This window comes from Rhodocista pekingensis, from assembly GCF_042665545.1.
Lineage (GTDB): Bacteria > Pseudomonadota > Alphaproteobacteria > Azospirillales > Azospirillaceae > Rhodocista > Rhodocista pekingensis.
Genome location: NZ_JBHTCM010000026.1, coordinates 18,538 through 37,942, shown reverse-complemented (window position 1 = coordinate 37,942; position 19,405 = coordinate 18,538). Strand labels below are relative to the sequence as shown.

10 protein-coding genes are annotated in these 19,405 nt (G+C 70.8%); 6 read left to right on the top strand and 4 right to left on the bottom strand.

The genetic code is table 11. The features are described 5' to 3' along the window. Positions 1–52 precede the first annotated feature (52 nt). Together ACFQPS_RS18070 and ACFQPS_RS18065 are read left to right on the top strand one after the other, a co-directional pair. A complete protein-coding gene (locus ACFQPS_RS18070) occupies positions 53–1,225 on the top strand; it encodes a hypothetical protein (RefSeq protein WP_377360620.1) in 1,173 nt (390 codons plus the stop codon). 212 nt (positions 1,226–1,437) lie between these two features. After that, on the top strand, positions 1,438–4,386 hold the full coding sequence (locus ACFQPS_RS18065) for a ligand-binding sensor domain-containing diguanylate cyclase (protein ID WP_377360619.1): 2,949 nt from the start codon (positions 1,438–1,440) through the stop codon (positions 4,384–4,386). Positions 4,387–4,399: 13 nt separating this feature from the next. Here ACFQPS_RS18065 and ACFQPS_RS18060 read toward each other — a convergent pair whose 3' ends face one another. After that, positions 4,400–4,858 (bottom strand): hypothetical protein, encoded by a 459-nt coding sequence (locus ACFQPS_RS18060; protein ID WP_377360618.1) that lies wholly within the window; start codon positions 4,856–4,858, stop codon positions 4,400–4,402. 119 nt (positions 4,859–4,977) lie between these two features. Here ACFQPS_RS18060 and ACFQPS_RS18055 point away from each other — a divergent pair, with 119 nt between their 5' ends. The 3 genes from ACFQPS_RS18055 to ACFQPS_RS18045 all read left to right on the top strand — a co-directional run bounded on the left by ACFQPS_RS18055 (position 4,978) and on the right by ACFQPS_RS18045 (position 9,923). Then, positions 4,978–5,445, top strand: a complete 468-nt coding sequence (locus ACFQPS_RS18055) for a MarR family winged helix-turn-helix transcriptional regulator (protein WP_377360617.1) — start codon at positions 4,978–4,980, stop codon at positions 5,443–5,445. 131 nt (positions 5,446–5,576) lie between these two features. Then, a complete protein-coding gene (locus ACFQPS_RS18050; RefSeq protein ID WP_377360616.1) occupies positions 5,577–6,776 on the top strand; it encodes an efflux RND transporter periplasmic adaptor subunit in 1,200 nt (399 codons plus the stop codon). Positions 6,777–6,782: 6 nt separating this feature from the next. Next, complete coding sequence (locus ACFQPS_RS18045; protein ID WP_377360615.1) at positions 6,783–9,923, top strand: efflux RND transporter permease subunit; 3,141 nt, start codon at positions 6,783–6,785, stop codon at positions 9,921–9,923. A 26-nt stretch (positions 9,924–9,949) separates the two neighbouring features. Here ACFQPS_RS18045 and ACFQPS_RS18040 read toward each other — a convergent pair whose 3' ends face one another. The 3 genes from ACFQPS_RS18040 to ACFQPS_RS18030 all read right to left on the bottom strand — a co-directional run bounded on the left by ACFQPS_RS18040 (position 9,950) and on the right by ACFQPS_RS18030 (position 16,848). Further along, positions 9,950–12,268, bottom strand: a complete 2,319-nt coding sequence (locus ACFQPS_RS18040; protein WP_377360614.1) for a glucose/quinate/shikimate family membrane-bound PQQ-dependent dehydrogenase — start codon at positions 12,266–12,268, stop codon at positions 9,950–9,952. 209 nt (positions 12,269–12,477) lie between these two features. Beyond that, positions 12,478–14,172: a methyl-accepting chemotaxis protein gene (locus tag ACFQPS_RS18035; RefSeq protein ID WP_377360613.1), complete on the bottom strand. Its 1,695-nt coding sequence runs from the start codon at positions 14,170–14,172 to the stop codon at positions 12,478–12,480. A gap of 531 nt (positions 14,173–14,703) precedes the next feature. Further along, on the bottom strand, positions 14,704–16,848 hold the full coding sequence (locus ACFQPS_RS18030; protein ID WP_377360612.1) for a methyl-accepting chemotaxis protein: 2,145 nt from the start codon (positions 16,846–16,848) through the stop codon (positions 14,704–14,706). A gap of 366 nt (positions 16,849–17,214) precedes the next feature. On the opposite strand from ACFQPS_RS18030, the gene ACFQPS_RS18025 reads away from it, so the two are divergent. Beyond that, positions 17,215–19,389 carry a TonB-dependent receptor gene (locus ACFQPS_RS18025; protein ID WP_377360611.1) on the top strand — a complete coding sequence of 725 codons (2,175 nt, stop codon included), beginning with the start codon at positions 17,215–17,217 and terminating at the stop codon, positions 19,387–19,389. Positions 19,390–19,405 lie beyond the last annotated feature (16 nt).

Below are 19,405 nucleotides of genomic sequence, written 5' to 3'. Positions count from 1 at the left end.
CTGCGCGAGAAAGCCCTTGCCTGCCGCACCCGTTCTGGATTGGACTAGGCCGATGCGAGGGGGTCTCACAGGCACCGCGGATCTGTTGCGCCAGGTCCAGTCCGGTCAGGCCGGCGGCGTCGCCGTCGCCCTGGACCTGTGGGAAGTCCCGCACGCCGAGAATCCCCTGTTCCGGCGGGCGGTGATGGAACTGGTGGACCGCTTCGCCGGCCGCTTCACGCCGGAGATCGTGGATACCGGTCCCTACTCGCAGGTCTTCCTCTTCCACGGGACATCGCCCGATCCGTTCATCGAGAAGCTCCATGCGGTGGCGTCCGACTTTGCCGGGCAGCACCTGACGGCGCCGCGCTTCACCGTCTTCCATCTGCCGGCGGATACCGCCCGCTTCGTCGCCCACCTGCGCCGGCTGCTGCCCGCCGCGGACGATCCCCGGCCGAGCGCCCTGACCCCGGCCGAAGCGCAGCGGCTGGCCGCGATCCACCGGCTGGGCGCCTATGAGCAGGTGCTCTCACGGGCCGACATCGCCGCCGTGGTCCGCGAATCGCCGGTCTGGCGGCACGATGCCGACGGGGCCTGGTCGCTGCTGTTCAGCGAGGTCACGGTCGCCCTGGACAGCCTGGAGCGCGCCATCGGCGTGCCGTTGCGCCACGACCCCTGGCTGTTGCAGCAGATCTCCCCCATCCTGGACCGCCGGATCATCCGGCATTTCCAGACGGAGCCGACACGGCTGCAATCGCCGCACAGCATCAACCTGCTGGCCGGGACCGTGGTCGAACCTGTCTTCCAGGAGTTCATGCGCGGGCTCAGCTTCGATCAGCGCGTCAATCTGATCATCGAGCTGCCGATCACGGACCCCGACCTGACCCGCGAGCGGCTGGAGGAGGCGGTGGATGTCCTGCGGCTCTGGGACTGCCGCATCGCCTTCGACCACCTGTCCCTGCGCAACACCGACCCCGGCTTCCTGCCGCTGGCGGCGGCGGATTACCTGAAGGTGGACATGCGCGGCCTGGATCAGGCGACCGGCGCCTGGGAACCGCGGATTCCCGACTGGATGCTCCAGTTCGGACTGGAGCGGCTGATCGCGCTCTGCCCGGATTCGTCGTGCGAGACGGCGCTCAGCCGGACCCTCGGCTTCCGGCTTGTGGAACGACGGACCCGGCCGCCGCCGGATGACCCGCCGGCGGGCCGCCCGCGCGGTAGATCCGATGGCCCCGTCACGCCCTGAGACGGCCCGTGAGGACGACCTGAAATTTCTGCGCAGGGCAGGGCCATATGTTCCGAAGGACTGGAAACGACCGGGGACCTGTACTCTTATGTCCGCCCCCGTCGGCCCTTGCATCCGTCATCATGAAAATCCGCATCATCCCTGTGGTCGCTTGCATCCTTGCGGCCCTCGCCTGTGCGCCACCGTCCCGCGCGGAGAACGCATGGCAGAGCATGGCGACCCCAGCCTTCGAGAGTGTGGGGCAACGGGATGGTCTGCCCCACCCCATCGTCACCGCGGTGGCCCGGGACGCGCAGGGGTTCATCTGGGCCGGGACCCAGGGCGGGCTCGTGCGGTACGACGGCTACCGGCTGCGGACCTATCTTGCCTCCCCCTCCGATCCCGCGGGGCTGCCGCACGCCTACATCCTGGCCCTGTATCTGGACAGCGGCGGTCGGTTCTGGGTCGGGACGGCGGGTGCCGGTGCCGCCTGGTATGACGAAACCCGCGACCGCTTCATCCCGCTGCCGCCGGAGAAGGGTATCCTGCCGCATCCGCTCGTGCAGGATTTCTCCGACGACGGGCGGGGCGGGCTCTGGATCGCCACCCGGGGCGGCCTCGCCCACCGGGCCGCCGACGGAACGCTCACCACGGTGATCGACGGCGTGCCGGACCCGCGCATCAGCTCGCTGCTGCGGGACGCTGGCGGCACCGTCTGGATCGGCACCCAGGGGGGACTCGCGCGGGTCGCCCCGGACGCCGACCGCCCGCAGCCCGTCTCCGGGCTGCCCGAAGGGGCGGCGGCCCGGGTGCTGGGCAAGGATGCTGCCGACCGGGTCTATGTCGCGGTGACGACCTCCGACGATGACCAGATCTGGCGCGGCGGTGCGGATGGCCTTGCGCCGGTGAAAGGGGTGGACGGACAGGATCTGACGTTCCCGCGCGGCGGCCTCGTCCGACTGGTCGATGCCGGCGGTGGCCGCCTCTGGATCGCCACGCTGCGGAGCGGTCTGGTCGAACTGGAAGTGCAGACGGGGCGGACGCATCCGATCCGCCACGACCGGGCGGACGATCTCAGCCTCGCCGACGATGTGCTCTTCGCTTTGTTCCGGGATCCCGGTGGCGTGATCTGGGTGGGGACGCGCAACGGCCTTTCCCGCGTCGATGCCTCCCGCGCCAGCGTGACCTCCATCCGCTATTCGCCCTTGCGCCGCGAGGGGTTGAGCGGGGCCGACATCATGGCGGTCCACTCCCTCCCCGGGGGCCGGGTGGTGGTGGGATACCTCAGCGGCGGTATCGACATCCTGGACCCGCACGACGGGGTGATCGACCGCCTGCCGCCGGGGGATCTGCTGCCGGACGGGGCCGTGCTGGCCGTTCTGCCCCATGAAGGGCGCTACTATGTCGGCATGCAGCACGGTCTGGTGATCATCGATCCGGTCAGACGCACCGTCGAAAGACCGGCCATGCCGGACCTTGATCGCGTCGTCCACTCGCTGCTGCTGCGGGACGGACGGCTGCTGATGGGCGGGCGGTCCGGCCTGTTCGTCCTGGGGGCGTCGGGGAAGGCGGTCGAGCGGTTCCGCTGCGTCGCGGCCGACGGGACGGACGCCGCGGCGGGTCTTGCCAATGCGATGTCGCTGCTGAACGGACCCGACGGGCGGCTCTGGGCCGGTACGCCCGACGGGCTGCATGCGGTGGATACGCGGACCTGCACCGCTCAGGTCCTGCGCCATGATCCCGCCGATCCGGCGTCGCTGCCGGAGGGACTGTTGAGCGTGGTGCGCTTCGACAGCCAGGGGCGCCCCTGGGTCGGCACCATGGGCAGCGGTCTGGCCGTCGGCGAGCCGGGGGGCGGGACGCGCTTCCGTATCCTGACGACGGCCGACGGGCTGCCGAACAACAACATCGGAGAGATCCTGGAGGATCGCACCGGGGCCTTCTGGATCAGCACCGCCGACGGTATCGGCCGCATCGCCCCCGATCTGACGGCGACGGCCTTCCGAGCGGCGGAGGGCGTCTCGCTTCCCGCCTACTGGGCGCGCTCCGGTGCCGCCACGCCGGCCGGGGACATGCTGTTCGGTGCCGGCGGCGGCCTGACCGTGATCGAGCCGGCCGAGCTGGGGCCGCGGCGGACACATCCGCCGGTACGGCTGACGGCCCTGCGGGCGGGCGGCGTGGAGCAGCCGGTCGGGCTTTACAACGGCACCCGGATGGCCCCGCCGCTCGTGCTGCCGGGCCGGCAGCGCAGCTTTTCCGCCGATTTCGCCGCCCTGGGCTATGTCGCCACCGACCTGATGCGATACCGTGTCCGGCTGGACGGGTTCGACAGCGACTGGACCGAACGGGGACCGGCCGACCGCAGTGCCGCCTATACCAATCTGCCGCCCGGCGACTATGTGCTGCGGATTCAGGCGGTCGGTCCCGGCGAACCCTGGGGGAAGGACGATTTCGCCCTGGATGTCCGGGTCGAGGCCGACTGGTATCAGACCAACGCCTTCCACGCGCTGATGGTGATGCTGGGTGTGGTGCTGGTGGTGGCCATCGTGCAGGTGCGGACCTCGGTGCTGCGCCGCCGTCAGGCCCAGTTGCAGAAGGAGGTGGCGGAGCGGACCCGGGAGCTGGAACTGGCGAACCGTCGGCTGGAGCAGCTTGCCAATACCGATCCGCTCACCGGCATCCTGAACCACCGGGCCTTCTGGGCAGCGCTGGAGGCGGAGTGGGACCGGTCCTGCCGCTATGGCCGCGTGTTCAGCGTGTTGCAGATCGACCTCGACCACTTCAAGCGCGTCAACGACACCTATGGCCATGCCGCCGGTGACGCCGCCTTGCAGACGATGGCGGACCGGGTCGGCCGGCTGCTGCGCTCGGTGGACCGCTTCGGCCGTCTGGGCGGCGAGGAATTCGCCGTGCTGCTGCCCGACACCGGATATGAAGGCGCCGTGCAGGTGGCCCAGCGCATCCTGGACGTCATCCGTACCGAACCCGTTTCCTTCGACGGCACCGCCATCCCCTTGTCGGCCAGCATCGGCGGCAGCTCGCTGCGCCCCGACGATGCCAATGTCAACGTCATCCTGCATCGGGCGGATTCGGCGCTGTACGCGGCGAAGGGACGGGGCCGCAACCAGGCGGCCTTCGCCGAGGACGGGGCCGGCTGGCTGGATCAGGCGCGTCCGGCCTGACCCGCGCCGCCGTTCATGCGGCCGTCCGGCGCCGCAGCCGGCCGCCCAGGACCAGGCCGTCGCGGACGTTCAGTCCCAGCAGCACGAGGTTCGTGGCGCCGGCCAGCAACTCCACCGCCTGCACGGCGTAGAAGGTGGTGTCGAAGGCACCGGCCTCCGCCTTCGCCGCCAGGAACAGGGCGGCCGGAACCAGCACCAGCAGCCCGTTCGCCGCGATCAGCGGCATGCGTCGGCGCTTCGCCGCGACCAGGGGCGCCGTCCATCCGGCCCCCAGGCGGAAGCCCGACCCGCCGGCGAGCGCGATCGCCGGGATCAGCACCAGCAGCAGCCAGGGGATCGCCGTCTTCACGGCGACGATGTCCGCCGGCGTGCCCGCCAGCTCCGCCAGCAGGGTGGCGACGAGGAACCCCGATACCAGCAGCAGGGCGGTGGCGCCGGCAACGGGATGGATGATCTTGGCGAGAGCGCGCATGGCGAGGGTCCTTCCGCAGGGGGCCGGACCGGGGATCGGCCGGCGGGAACGGGTCCGTCCAAATAGATAGCATGCTATATATCATTGCATGGCCTGCTATGCAAGACCACTGTCCCCGCATGACCTTCGACAAGACGACCTCGGCGGGCTATCTCGCCAACCATCTGGCCCGGCTCTTCGCGATCCGGTTGCAGGAGCGCATCCGCCCGCTGGGGCTGGCCCCGGCGCAGTTCATGACCCTGATCGAGCTGTGGCGGCAGGACGGGCTGACCCAGCGCGATCTCGTCGAGCGCCTGGACGTGGAGCAGGCGACCATGGCGAAGACCCTGGCCCGCATGGAGCGCGACGGGCTTGTCGTGCGCCGGCCGCATCCGGGCGACGGACGGGCGCAACAGGTCTGGCTGACGGAGACGGCCCGCCGGCTGCGCGAACCGGCCACGGCCGCGGCGCAGGAGGTGAACCGGGCGGCGCTGGCGCCGCTGTCCGAGCCGGAACGGCGGCAGCTCATCGACCTGATCGCCCGGGTGGTGGAAGGAATGCGCGCGGACGGGGTCGTCCCCTTCGATAATTCGGACGGCGAGGGCTGAGGGTAGGCCGGTTTTTTCGGGTCGGATCGCACGATGGTCCGTGCGGATTCGCCCTTCCGGCTGTTGCAGGCGCGCAGGTCCGTTCCCTGCCCCGGAGTCCTGCCCGGTTTCCTGGCAGCCAAGGCGCGCCCATGATCCATTCCGCCCGCACCGGACGGCCGCTCCGGGCCGCCCTTGCCTTCCTCCTTGTCGTCGCCCCCGGTCCGGCGCTCGCACAGGCTCCCGGCGGGGCCGGCGGTCCGCCGCCCGCCGTCGTGACCGCCGAGGTCGGGACGGCGCCGATCGCCCCGCCCGCCGAGTTCGTCGGCCGCGCCGAGGCGGTCGCCAGTTTCGAGGCACGGCCGCGCGTGTCCGGTACCCTGGAGGTGGTGGCCTTCGACGAGGGCACGGACGTGGCGGCGGGCCAGCTTCTCTACGTCATCGAACCGGCCTCCTACGAGGCCGAGAAAACCGCCGCCGAGGCCCAGCTCGTCCGCGCCCAGGCGCAGTTGACCGAGGCGTCGGAGGCTGCACGCCGGGCGGAGGCGCTGCGCTCCAAGGGAACCGTCAGCGAGGCCGCCCTGGACGAGGCCCAGGCCGCGCTCGCCTCGGCGGAGGCCGACGTGCTGGCCGCCAAGGCCCAGCTCCAGCAGACGGAGCTGCGGCTCTCCTACACCCGCATCGCCAGCCCGATCGCCGGCCGCATCGGGGCCACCGCGGTCACCGCCGGCAATCTGGTGACGCCGGAGACGGGCGTGCTGACGACGGTCGTCGATCTCGATCCGATCCGCGTCACCTTCTCCGTCTCCGACCGGCAGGTGCTTCAGGTCATGCAGCAGACGGGAGCGGAGACCCTGGCCCAGCTCGCCGATCGCTTCGTGCCCACCCTGCGGCTGGCGACCGGGACGGAATATCCCCACCGCGGCCGGGTCGATTTCATCGACAACCGGGTCGATCCGGGCACCGGCACGGTCACCGTGCGCGCCCTGTTCCCCAACCCCGGGCTGCTGCTGCTGCCCGGCCAGTACGCCACGGTGCTGGTCCGGCCGCAGGCGGTGGAGAGCGGCCCCGCGGTTCCCGTCAGCGCCGTGCAGCGCGACCGCGAGGGACCGTTCGTGCTGGTCATCGATGCCGACAACGTGGCCCGGATGCGGCGGGTGGCCCTGGGCGCGCAGTCCGACGGGCTGTTCGCGGTCGAGCAGGGACTGGACCCCGGCGAGGTGATCGTGGTCGAGGGGCAGCAGAAGGCCCGCCCCGGCGCCCCGGTCCGCCCCGTGCCCGATACGGCGTCGGAGGCTCCTCCGGCCGGTGACGCCGCGCCCGCCGCCGACGGTTCCGGCGGGCAGGGCTAGACCGACATGATCTCGCACATCTTCGTCCGCCGGCCGAACCTGGCCATCGTGCTGTCGCTGGTCCTGGTGGTGGCGGGGCTGCTGGCCCTGCGCGCCATCCCGGTCGCGCAGTTCCCGCCGATCACCCCGCCGGCCGTGCAGGTCAGCGCGACCTATCCTGGCGCCAACGCCCAGGTGGTGGCGGAAACGGTGGCCGCCCCCATCGAGGCCCAGGTGAACGGGGTGGATGACATGCTCTACATGTCCTCCAGCAGCACCGATGCCGGCAGCTACACGCTGACGGTGACGTTCGAGGTCGGCACCGACCCGGACCTTGCCGCCATCAACGTGCAGAACCGGGTGCAGCTCGCCACGGCCCTGCTGCCCTCGGCCGTGGCGCGTCAGGGGGTGGCGGTCCGCAAGCAGTCCACGAACATGCTGCTGGCCGTGAACCTGTTCGCCACGGACGAACGGCTGGATTCCCTCTTCATCAGCAACTATGCGAGCCTGAACCTGCGCGACCGTGTCGCCCGCATCGAAGGGGTGGGCGAGGCGCAGGTGCTGGGGGCCCTGACCTACAGCATGCGGATCTGGATGTATCCGGACCGGATGACGTCGCTGGGCGTCACCGCCGGGGACATCGTCTCGGCGCTGGAAGCGCAGAACGTGCAGGCGCCGGCCGGCCAGATCGGCGCCCCGCCGACCGGCACCGACCAGCGCCAGCAGCTCACCGTCCTCGCCCAGGGCCGGCTGGAGACCGCCGAGGAGTTCCGCCAGGTCGTCGTCCGGGTCGGGGAGGCCGGCGCCCTGGTCCGGCTGGGCGACGTGGCCGACGTGGAGCTGGGGGCGCAGACCTACAACGCCAGTGCCCGGCTGAACGGCCAGCCCTCCGCCACGCTGGTCGTCTATCAGTCGCCCGACGCCAACGCGCTGGATGTCGCGGACTCCGTGCGGGCGGAGATCGAGCGGCTGGCCGGGCAGTTCCCGCCCGGCCTCGACTACGCGGTGGTGTTCGACACCACCCGCTTCGTCTCCGCCACCATCGAGGAGATCGCGCTCACCCTGGCGATCACCTTCGTGCTGGTGGTCGGGGTGACCTTCCTCTTCCTTCAGGATTTTCGCTCGACCCTGATCCCCACGCTGGCGATCCCGGTGTCCCTGATCGCCACTTTCGCCGTGCTGCTGGTGCTGGGCTACAGCGCCAACACCGTCACCCTGTTCGCGCTGGTGCTCGCCATCGGGCTGGTCGTGGACGATGCCATCGTCGTGGTGGAGAACGTCCACCGCGTCATGGGCGATGCGCCCGACCTGGACTCCAGGACCGCCGCCATCCGCGCGATGGGGGAGGTGACGGGGCCGATCGTCGCCTCCACCCTGGTGCTGGCGGCGGTCTTCGTCCCCGTCGCCTTCCTGCCCGGCATCACCGGCCAGCTCTACCGCCAGTTCGCCGTGACGATCACGGTCGCCTTCCTGATCTCCGGCCTCGTCTCCCTGACGCTCAGCCCCGCCCTCTGCGCCCTAATCCTGAAGCCGGGGCACCAGCCCCGGCGCCGGGGGCCGCTGGGACTGTTCAACCGGGTGCTGGACCGGACCAGGGCGGGCTACGGCGCGCTGGTCGGGCGGTTGGGCCGGCACCTCATCGTCGTGGCGGGGGCGCTGGCGCTGGTGGTCGCCGGCGCCTGGGTGTCGCTGCGGGCCGTGCCGACCGCCTTTCTGCCGGCGGAGGATGCCGGCTATTTCTTCGTCAACATCCAGCTCCCGAGCGCCGCCGCCCTCAACCGGACGGAGGAGGTGGTGGACCGGGTCGCGGCCATGGCGCAGGAGACGCCGGGCGTCTCCGATGTCATCACCGTTTCCGGGTTCAGCCTTCTCGGCGGCGGCGGGTCCAATGCCGGCCTTGCCATCGTCGTGCTGGAGCCCTGGGCCGAGCGGTCGGACGAGGAGAACGTGCAGGCCCTGATCGGGGCGCTCACGCCCCGCTTCCAGGCCATGCCGGAGGCGAACATCGTTGCCTTCAACCCGCCCTCGATCCCCGGGCTGGGCGCGACCGGCGGCTTCGACCTCCGCCTCCAGGCCCTGTCGGGGCAGTCGCCGCAGGAACTGGCGTCGGTGCTGCGCGGGCTGCTGGTCGCGGCCAACCAGAACCCGGCGTTGCAGGCGGTCTTCTCGACCTACTCGGCGGAGGTGCCGCACCTGTTCGTGGACCTGGACCGCACCCGGGCGGCGACGCTGGGCGTCACCCCGGGCGATGTGTTCGGGACGTTGCAGGCCCATCTCGGCTCGGCCTACGTGAACGACTTCAACCTGTACGGCCGGGTCTTCCAGGTCCGCGTCCAGGATGCGCCGCAGTACCGCGACACCGCCAGCGTCATCCAGCGCCTGCATGTCAGGGCCCAGGGCGGCGCGCTGGTGCCGCTGTCCAGTCTGGTCACGGTGGAAACCGCCCTGGGGCCCGATTCCATCAGCCGCTACAACCAGTTTCTGGCGGCGACGGTGAATGGCGGGGCGGCGCCGGGCGGCACTTCCGGTGAGGCGCTGGCCGCGATGGAGGGCGTGCTGGCGGAAACGCTGCCCGACGGCTTCGGCTACGAATGGTCCGGCCTCTCCTATCAGGAAATCCGTGCGGGGGGCGAGGCGGTCCTGGTCTTCGGCCTCGCGCTCCTGTTCGCCTTCCTGTTCCTGGTGGCCCAGTTCGAGAGCTGGACCCTGCCGCTGGCGGTGGTGCTCTCCGTCTCCGTTGCCCTGCTGGGGGCGCTGGGCGGGCTCCTGCTCACGGCCTCGCCGCTGGACGTCTATGCCCAGATCGGCCTTGTCCTGCTGGTCGGGCTGGCGGCGAAGAACGCCATCCTGATCGTGGAGTTCAGCCGGACCCGCCTGGAGCACGGCCTGTCGGTGATCGATGCGGCGGTGGACGGCGCGCGGACACGGTTCCGCGCCGTGCTGATGACCGCCTTCTCCTTCATCCTCGGTGTCGTGCCGCTGCTGGTCGCCTCCGGGGCGGGGGCCGCCAGCCGCCGGTCCATCGGCATCACCGTCTTCAGCGGCATGCTGGCGGCGACGTTGGTGGGCATCATCTTCGTGCCGCTGCTGTTCGTCCTGATCGAGCGGCTGGCGCTACGGGCCCGCCGCCGCCCCGCCGAGGACCGGCGGCGGCAGGCGGCGGAATAGGACGGGGCCCATCGGCGTGGGGCCCGTCAGCGCGGCAGGGTGAAGGCGACGACGAAGTCACCCGTGTCGGTGCCGATGGAGCCATGACCGCCGGCCACCTGCACCACGTACTGCCGGCCGTCGATCATGTAGGTCATCGGCGTCGCCTGCCCGCCGGCGGGCAGCCGGTGCTCCCAGATCTGCCGGCCCGTCGTCAGGTCGTAGGCCCGCAGGTAGTTGTCGATGGTGGCGCTCAGGAAGAAGACGCCGCCCGCCGTGATGACCGGGCCGCCCAGACCGGGCACGCCGATCCGGATCGGCACCGGAACCGGGGCCGCGTCCTGGATGGTGCCGTTCTTGTGCATCCAGGCGATCCCGCCGGTGCGCAGGTCGGCACCGGCCACATAACCCCAGGGCGGCTGCTGGCAGGGCAGGCCCAAGGGCGACAGGAAGGGCTGCATGATGACACCGTAGGGGCCGCCGACATTCAGGTTCAGGCCGGCCTCGCCGGTGTTCACCTCCTGGTCGGCTCCGATCCGGTCGGCCGGAATGAGCTGCGAGGTGAAGGCGAGATGGGTCGGCATCCCGACCATCACCTGCCGCACCGGGTCCACGGCGATGGAGCCCCAGTTGAAGACCCCGAAATTGCCCGGATAGACCAGGGTTCCCTGGGTGGAAGGCGGGGTGTAGCGCCCCTCGTAACGCAGCGACCGGAACTGGATCCGGCAGGCGAGCTGGTCGAGCAGGCTGACGCCCCACATGTCCTCCTCCCGCAGCGGCTGGGGCATGAAGCTCAGGCCGGAGACGGGCTGCGTCGGGGCGCTGAAATCCTCCGGGATCGTGCCGCCGGGGGCGGGCACCTCCCGCACCGGCAGGACGGGCTCGCCGGTACGGCGGTCCAGCACGTAGATGTCGCCCTGCTTGGTCGGCGCGACGATGGCCGGGACGCGGCCGCCGGGCATGTCGAGATCGAGCAGCAGCGGCTGCGCCGGCACGTCCATGTCCCAGAGGTCGTGATGGACCGTCTGGAAGACCCAGCGCACCTGACCCGTCTCCAGGTCCAGCGCCGTGACGGAGGAGGAGAACCGCTCGACCGCCGGACTGCGCCCCATGCCGAGCTGGTCCGGCGTCCGGTTGCCCAGGGGGACGTAGAGCATCCCCAGATCCGGGTCGGCGCTCATCACCGACCAGGTGTTGGGCGAGTTCGGCGTGTAGGTCTCTCCCGGCGGCAGCGGCTCGGTGCGGTCCGGATTGCCGGAGTCCCAGTTCCAGACCAGATCGCCCGTGTCCACGTCGTAGGCCCGGATGACACCGGAGGGCGCCTGGACCGCGTAGTTGTCGTTCACGGCGCCGCCGATGACGACAAGGCCGCGCGCCACCACGGGCGGCGAGGTGGAGTAATAGAACCCGGCCTTCTGGTTCGGCATGTTGGTCCAGAGATCGACCGCGCCGTTCTTGCCGAACCCGGCGCAGACGGCACCGGTGGCGGCATCAAGGGCGATCAGCCGGGCGTCGGAGGTCGGCAGGAAGATCCGCGCGCCGCAGCTCTGCCCGGCGAGATCCGGATCGGCGTGGTAGGAGACGCCGCGGCAGGTCTGGTGCTGCCGGTTGTCCTCCAGCCCCACCATCGGGTCGAAACGCCACCGCTCCTCGCCGGTCGCCGCGTCCACGGCGATGGCGAGGTTGTGCGGCGTGCAGAGATAGAGCAGCCCGTCCACCATCAGCGGCGTGACCTGGTAGGTCGTCTCCGTCACGTCGCCCGGCCGCATCACGTCGCCGGTGCGGTAGGTCCAGGCCACCTGCAACCGGCTGACATTGCCGGTCGTGATCTGGTCCAGCGGCGAATAGCGGCGACCCTTCAGGGTGCGGCCGTAATGGTGCCATTCGCCCGGCGGCACGGTGTCGTCGATCGGGGAGGGATCGTCTGCCGCCGCCTGCATCGCCTGCGCCGGGTCCAGCCGGCCGGCAAGGCGGTGCTCGTCCCGGGTGAGGGCGAGGCCGGCCGTCGCCACGGAGGCCAGCACGGCAAGGCCCAGCGCGATCCGGCCGAAGCCCCAGCCCGGCGCGTCACGGGTGGCCCAGGGCGTCAGCAGCCAGACGGCCGCCAGGATGACCAGCCCGCCGCGGGTGCCCAGGGGCCACCAGTCGAGCCCGGCTTCCGTCACGGCCCAGGCAAGGGTGCCGACCAGGACGGCGGCGAACAGCAGCCGTGCGAGGTTTCCGGTGCGCGGCAGCACGGCCGCGGTCGCCAGGAACCCCAGGCCGGCGATCAGGTAGTACCAGCTTCCGCCGAGCGAGATCAGCCAGACACCGCCGGCGGCCAGGGGAAGTCCGATCAGGACAAGCAGGACGAGGGAGAGGATCATCGGCATTCGCTCCGGTGCCGGACGCTCTCGTCGTCGCTGTGGTTCCGGCGGGGCAGGGACGGCCGGTCCGCGACGGGACCGCGCGGCGGCTGCACGCCGGCGCTCGCGGCTCGGTGCAGGGCCGCGCCCTGGTCAATGCGCAGAACCGCGGAAGGTTCCCGCCCCCGCTGGAGCCGGACGTCAAAGGAGGGCGGCCGGAGGGAAAGTGGTCAGGCGCTGCGGCGCTGCCCGACCTCGTCCGTCGCCTCACGGACGATGGTGACGATCTTCTGACGCAGGGCGTTGACGCTGTCCGCCACATCCGTGGTCTTGGCATGGACACGGGCCGCCTGGCTGCCGGTCTCGCGCGCCGTGCTGGCGACGGCGCTGATGAGCCGTGCCACCTCGCGGGCGGCGTTGCTCGTCTCGCCGACGCTGTCGCTGATCTCCTGCGTCGCCTTGCGCTGCTCCTCCACCGCCAGGGCGATGGCGCCGGAGATCTCGTGGATCTGCGACACGCTGGTCGTCATCTGGTGGACGGCGGCCACGGCGTCGGTGCTGCGCTGCTGGATGGCGGCGAGGCTGGCCGTGATCTCCTCGGTGGAGCGGGCGGTCTGGAGCGCCAGGTTCTTCACCTCCCCGGCAACGACGGCGAAGCCCTTGCCCGCCTCGCCCGCGCGGGCCGCCTCGATCGTGGCGTTCAGCGCCAGCAGGTTCGTCTGCTGGGCGATGTCGCGGATCAACTGGGCGATGGTGCCGATCCGTTCGATGTCCTGGGACAGTCCGTCGATCACCTCGGCCGCCGCCTGCGTCTCGCCCACGGCCGTTTCGGTGACGGCGCCGGCGCTGGCGACCTGCCGGGCGATCTCCTGGATCGCCGCGCCGAGCTGCTCCGTGGCCACGGCGACCGCGCTGGCGTTCGCCAGCGCCTCCTCCGCCGCCGCGGCCACGCCGCTGGCGTCATGGCTGACCCGGTCGGCGGCGCTGGACATGCCGGTGGCGTCGCTCGCCATGGCATCGGTGTCCGAGGCGACGGTCTTCACAGCCTCGATGGATTCCCGCTCCACCGTCTCCGCCATGCGGCGCAGCGCCTGTTCGCGGTCCCGCGCCGCCCTGGTCTCCAGCTCGACCCGTTCCAGATGGGTGTAGGCCAGCCGCGCGCGCAGGGCGCGGATCTGGCCGGCCAGGGGGATGAAGTCGGGGCAGGTGGGGATTTCGACGTCGTGGCGGAAGTCGTTCCGCGCCGTCGCCTCCAGGTGCGTCTGGGCGCGGTCCAGCTCCCGCTTGGTCAGCCGCAGCACGCCGAAGATGCCGCCGGCCCCCGCCGCCAGGGCAGCCGCCAGCAGCAGGATGACCCCCGGCTCGCCGCTCCAGGCCATGGCGGCGAGCAGCAGCGCCGCGTAGGCGGAGAAGCCGACCAGGGCGCGGCCGCTGATGCTCCGCAGCGTCCGCCCGGTCCGGCCGGTCAGCGTGGTGGGCCGGACCTCGCCCTCCTTCAGCATGATGCCTTTGGCGCGGCCGGTGCGGATGTCGGCGTAGAGCGCCTCGCAGGCGTCGATCTGGGCCCGGGTCGGCGCCTGACGGATGGAGATGTAGCCCACCAGCTTGCCGCCCTCGACCTCGGGCGTGACATTGGCGCGGACCCAGTAATGGTCGCCGTTCTTGCGCCGGTTCTTGACCACGCCCTCCCACGGCTTGCCCGCCTGGATCGTCGCCCACAGATCGGCGAAGGCGACCTTGGGCATGTCCGGATGGCGCAGGATGTTGTGCGGGGCGCCGAGCAGCTCCTTCTCGCTGTAGCCGGACATCTCCACGAAGGTCTGGTTCACGAAGGTGATCCGGCCTTTGAGATCCGTCCTCGACACGATGAAGGCGCCCTCGGGCATGGGCACTTCCTTGCCGGTGACGGGACCGTTGTCGCGCATGCGGGATCTCCGGGAGTGGGGCGTGGGAACGGGGCTGGGGACAGGGCGGCGGGCGCACCATCGCGTCCGGGGGCGCGGGGAGCGTCCGGGTCAGGTCGTCATCGGCGGTGCTGTCGGGGATGGATCGGGGCGGGATGCTGAAGGGCCAGGAGCATCGGAACACTGGGGATCAGAGCACTGGGCATCGGAACGCTGCGTTTCCCGGACCCGGTGTCAGGCCCGTTTCTGGGGGGAGGCATGACGGCGGATCCCGTCCCCAGTCCGAAGGGATGGCCAAGGGAAGGGTTAATAAAATTTTAACCTTAATCTACTCTTGCGGTGGGGATATTATTAAGTCGGCTCATGACTTCTGCGCTTGATCCAGATCAATCGCAGGTCGGGCAGATGCATCGGCATGTATGAAACGACCTGGTATCAGTCGGGCCCCGGATGCATGGCTCGGCCCCCGGTCTTCCGGCGGCGGGTCCGCTCCGCTGTCTGACCGTGGGTGCAGCGGCGGGCGGTAAGGCTGCCCGTTTCAGGCTGCCCGTTTCAGGCAGCCCGGTCGGCGCTGTCCCGGTCAACCGTGGCCGACCGCACCACCTGCACGATCACCTGGCGCAGATCCTCGACGCTGGTCGCCACTTCGGAGGCTTCGTCGCGGACCCGGGCGGCGTCGCTGCCGGTGGCTGACGCCTCCTCCGACACGTCCGCGATCCGGGTGGAGACGTTGCGGGCGGCTTCGGCCGCCTCTGCCACGCTGCGGGCGATCTCCCCCGTTGCCGCCGCCTGCTCCTCGATCGCCGCGGCGATGGCGGTGGAGATGCCGTCAACCTCCTCGATCCGCCGGGAGATGCGGCTGACGGACTCGACGGCCAGCCGGGTCGCGGCCTGGATGCTGTCGATCTGGCGCTGGATGTCCTCCGTGGAGCGTGAGGTCTGGCTCGCCAGCGACTTGACCTCGTGCGCCACGACGGCGAAGCCCTTGCCCGCCTCACCGGCGCGGGCGGCCTCAATGGTCGCGTTCAGCGCCAGCAGGTTCGTCTGCCCGGCGATGTCGTTGATGATGGTGGCAAATTCACCGATGCGGCTGACCGCGTCGGACAGCGCGCCGATGGTCTGCTGCGTGTCGGTCCCGGCTTTCACCGCCTCCCGCGTGACACTGGTGGCCTGACCGATCTGCGCCGTGATCTCGCGGATGGAGGCGGACAGCTCCTCCGTCGCCGCGGCGACGGTATTGGCGCTGGTCAATGCCTCGGCTGCGGCGGACGCCACGGTGCCGGAGCTTTCCGTGACCCGGCCGGCGGCGCCGGCGATGCCATCGACACGGCTGGTCATCCGGCGGGTCCGCTCGGACACCGTGGCGACGGCGCTGCCGGCCTCCCGTTCGACCGTATCGGCCATGCGCAGCAGGGCGGCGCGCCGGGCATCCTCGGCATCCTGGCGCTGTTCGGCCTGTTCTTGCAGACCGTAGGCCAGCTTGGCGCGCAGGCTGCGCATCTGCGCGCTCAGGCGGGTGAACTCCGCAACGGGGGAATTCGGGATGGCACGGGCGAAGTCGCCGCGCGCCAGGGCGTCGAAATCCACCTCCGCGCGGGTGAGCGGCCGCCGGATGGCGCCCAGGACCACGGCTCCCAGCCCCACCATCAGGGCGGCCAGCAGGCCGACCACGACCACCGTTTCCCAGAGGCGGCTGCGGAAGGCGGCCGTGGCATCGTCGAACGCCGTGCCTGCGGCCTGCGCCAGTTCCGCCTGGAGAGCCCGGCCGTCCTGGACCGCCACCTCGAACAGCGGCCTGATCTTCGTCTCCAGCAACCTGTCCACGCCATCGGCATCCCCCTGGACCGCGTGCTCCAGGGCGGGTGACAGACCTTCCTGCCGGTAGAGCGCCCGCCGTTCGACGAAGCGCTTCGCCGCCTCGGTCGTTCCGAAGCCGTGCGTTCCGAACTCGGCCAGTTCGGCGTTGATCGCCTCGGACGTGCTCCGGACCTGTGCGACCTGCCGGGCGATCGTCTCGGGCGCCGATCCCGTGCGCAGCGCCAGCGCGATGGCGACGACGGCTTCCTGATTGGCGCGCATCAGGTCCAGGGCGGCGCCCAGATCAAGGGCCGGACGCATGTTCTCGTGATAGACCGTGTGCAGGCGGGCATTGCTGTCCGCCATGCCGGACAGACCCGACCAGGCGCCGACGCCGCCCGCCACCATGCCGATGGCGACCATCGCGGTCAGGCGCCCGGTGATGCTGCGGGCGAAGCGACGGAGCCTTGCGCCCAGTCCCGCGGCGACGACGGCGCCTTCCCGGATGCGCTCGCCGGTGGCGCGATTCTCGCGGAAGCGGGCATAGGCTTCCTCCGCCGCGGCGATCTCTTCCCGGGTGGGGCGGGAGCGGATGGAGACATAGCCGACGACGCGCCCGTTCTCCACCTGGGGGGTGACGTTGGCGCGGACCCAGTAGTGGTCGCCGTTCTTGCAGCGGTTCTTGACCAGCCCCTCCCAGGGGCGGCCCGCCTTGATCGTGGCCCAGAGGTCCGCGAAGGCTTCCTTCGGCATGTGCGGATGGCGGACGAGATTGTGCGGCGCGCCGACAAGCTCCTCCCGGGAGAAGCCGCTGATCTCGATGAACGCCCGGTTCACGAAGACGATGCGCCCTCCGGTGTCGGTGCGCGACACCAGAAGCTCGTCGTCGCGCAGTTCCACTTCCCGACCTGTGACCGGCCCATTGTCGCGCACTGGCGTCCCCCGTCATTCCGTCGCCGTCGGCCGCGATGCCGCCGTCCCGATCGGTTCCGTGAGCAAACTAGGTCTACCGGATTCGGCCCCTATCTATCCCGATGGGGAGATGGAGGACGGGGGCGGTCCGGACTACGGAGCGTTGTGCGGACCGGATAAAGAAACATACGGACGAGATCGGACTGATTGCGCGTGGTGGTCCGATTATCCGGCCGATGCAGCCAGAAGCGCGTTGCGCCGTCTCCTCAAGTATGCAATTTAGAAGCGTTCGCACATGCGGCGCCGACGGCCGGCGCCCGATACGTTCCCGATACGCTCCTGGAGTCCCCTCGGATGACGCGCGTCCTTTCCGGTTCCGCAGCCCTGGCCCTGGTGATCGGCCTCGCCGCACCGGCTCTCGCCCAGTCCACGCCCACGCCCGCCAACGACCAGGAGATCGAGGAGATCATCGTCATCGGCAGCGGCTCGCAGGTCGGGCTGACCGGGGCCTATGCCGGCGGCCAGGTGGCCCGCGGCGGGCGCGCCGGCCTGCTGGGCAATCTGGACATGATGGACGCGCCCTTCGCCACCACGGCCTACACCTCGGCGCTGATCGAGCAGCAGCAGGCCAAGAGCGTGGCGGACGTGTTGCAGAACGACCCGGTGGTGCGGGTCGCCCGCGGCTTCGGGAACTTCCAGGAACTCTATGTGATCCGCGGATTCCCGGTCTATTCGGACGACATGACCTACAACGGCGTCTACGGCATCCTGCCGCGCCAGTACGTCGCCGCCGAACTGCTGGAGCGGGTGGAGGTCTTCCGCGGCGCCAACTCCTTCCTGAACGGTGCCGCCCCCGGCGGCAGCGCCGCCGGCGGGTCGGTCAATCTGGTGCCGAAGCGCGCCCCGAGGGACCCGCTGAACCGTGTCACCCTGGGCTTCGAGAATGACGGCCAGGGCTATGCCGCCGTGGACGTCGCGCGCCGCTTCGGCCAGGGCGACGCCGCCGGCATCCGGCTGAACGCCGTGCGGCGCGACGGCGAGACGTCGGTGGAGGGGCAGGACCGCGAGCTGAGCGTGCTGGCCTTCGGCGCCGACTATCAGGGCGAGCGGCTGCGGCTGTCCGCCGACATCGGCTACCAGGACCACCACATCGACGCGCCGCGGCCCAGCGTCACCCCGCTGGGCGCCATTCCGGCGGCGCCCGATGCCGCCGGCAACTTCGCCCAGCCCTGGACCTACAGCGACGAGGAACAGCTCTTCGGCGCCGTCCGCGCGGAATACGACCTGACCGACCGGATCACGGCCTGGGCCGCGTTCGGCGCCCGCGACGGCAAGGAGGACAACGTCCTGGCCAACCCGACCGCGACGGCCGACGGCACCACCAGCACCTACCGCTTCGACAATGCGCGCGAGGACACGGTCTATTCCGCCGACACCGGCGTGCGCGGCGACTTCGCCACCGGCCCGGTCGGGCACCGCGTGATCCTCTCGGCCTCCGCGGTCTCGCTGAAGTCGCGCAACGCCTACGCCTTTTCCAGCTTCGCCGGGTTCGCGGGCAATCTCTACCGGCCGGTCGCCGTGGCGGCCCCGGCGCCGGACTTCTTCGTCGGCGGCGACCTGTCCGACCCGGGCGTCACCGAGAGGAGCGACAACAGCAGCGTGGCGTTGGCCGACATGCTGTCGTTCCTGGACGGCACGGTGCTGCTGACGGTCGGCGCCCGCTACCAGAGCATCGAGACGAAGACCTACGACTACAATACCGGTGCGCGGCTGTCCGGCTACGACGACGACGCGGTCACGCCGACCGTCGCCCTCGTCTACAAGCCGACGGATCAGATCTCCCTCTACGGCAATTATGCCGAGAGCCTGCGCCCAGGCGAGATCGCCCCGGCCACCAGCGGCGGCAGCCCGGTGCTGAACGCGGGCGAGGCGTTCAGCCCCTATACGGCCGAACAGTACGAGATCGGGGCCAAGTACGACGCCGGGCGCTTCGGCGCTACGCTCAGCGCCTTCACGATCACGCTGCCGAGTTCGGTCGTGGAGAACAATGTCTTCGCCGTTTCGGGCGAGCAGCGCAACCGCGGCCTCGAACTGAGCCTGTTCGGGGAACCCGTCGAGGGGGTGCGCCTGCTGGGCGGGCTGACCTGGATCGATGCCGAGCTGACCCGCACGGCCGGCGGCGTCAACGAGGGCAACACGGCGATCGGCGTGCCCGACCTCCAGCTCAACGTGAACGTCGCCTGGGACGTGCCCGTACTGCCGGGCCTGACGGTGGATGCGCGGATGGTCCATACGGCGTCGCAGTATGCGGACGCCGCCAACACCACCAGCCTGCCGTCCTGGACCCGCTTCGACCTGGGCGCCAGCTACGAGGTCGATCTGGCGGGCCGGGCCGTCGCCCTGCGCGGCCGCGTGGAGAACGTGACCGGCAAGGACTACTGGGCCTCCGCCGGCGGCTATCCGGGGGCGAACTACCTGGTGCTCGGCACGCCGCGCACCTTCATCCTGTCCGCCGCGGTGGACTTCTAAGAGACGGGCCCGGCCA

What these genes read in the sequence shown, in the direction of transcription:
- ACFQPS_RS18045 (WP_377360615.1), top strand. Translation starts at nt 6,783, where the DNA reads ATGATCTCGCACATCTTCGTCCGCCGGCCGAACCTGGCCATCGTGCTG.
- ACFQPS_RS18035 (WP_377360613.1), bottom strand. Translation starts at nt 14,172, where the DNA reads ATGCGCGACAACGGTCCCGTCACCGGCAAGGAAGTGCCCATGCCCGAG.
- ACFQPS_RS18060 (WP_377360618.1), bottom strand. Translation starts at nt 4,858, where the DNA reads ATGCGCGCTCTCGCCAAGATCATCCATCCCGTTGCCGGCGCCACCGCC.
- ACFQPS_RS18055 (WP_377360617.1), top strand. Translation starts at nt 4,978, where the DNA reads ATGACCTTCGACAAGACGACCTCGGCGGGCTATCTCGCCAACCATCTG.
- ACFQPS_RS18025 (WP_377360611.1), top strand. Translation starts at nt 17,215, where the DNA reads ATGACGCGCGTCCTTTCCGGTTCCGCAGCCCTGGCCCTGGTGATCGGC.
- ACFQPS_RS18065 (WP_377360619.1), top strand. Translation starts at nt 1,438, where the DNA reads ATGGCGACCCCAGCCTTCGAGAGTGTGGGGCAACGGGATGGTCTGCCC.
- ACFQPS_RS18050 (WP_377360616.1), top strand. Translation starts at nt 5,577, where the DNA reads ATGATCCATTCCGCCCGCACCGGACGGCCGCTCCGGGCCGCCCTTGCC.
- ACFQPS_RS18040 (WP_377360614.1), bottom strand. Translation starts at nt 12,268, where the DNA reads ATGATCCTCTCCCTCGTCCTGCTTGTCCTGATCGGACTTCCCCTGGCC.
- ACFQPS_RS18070 (WP_377360620.1), top strand. Translation starts at nt 53, where the DNA reads ATGCGAGGGGGTCTCACAGGCACCGCGGATCTGTTGCGCCAGGTCCAG.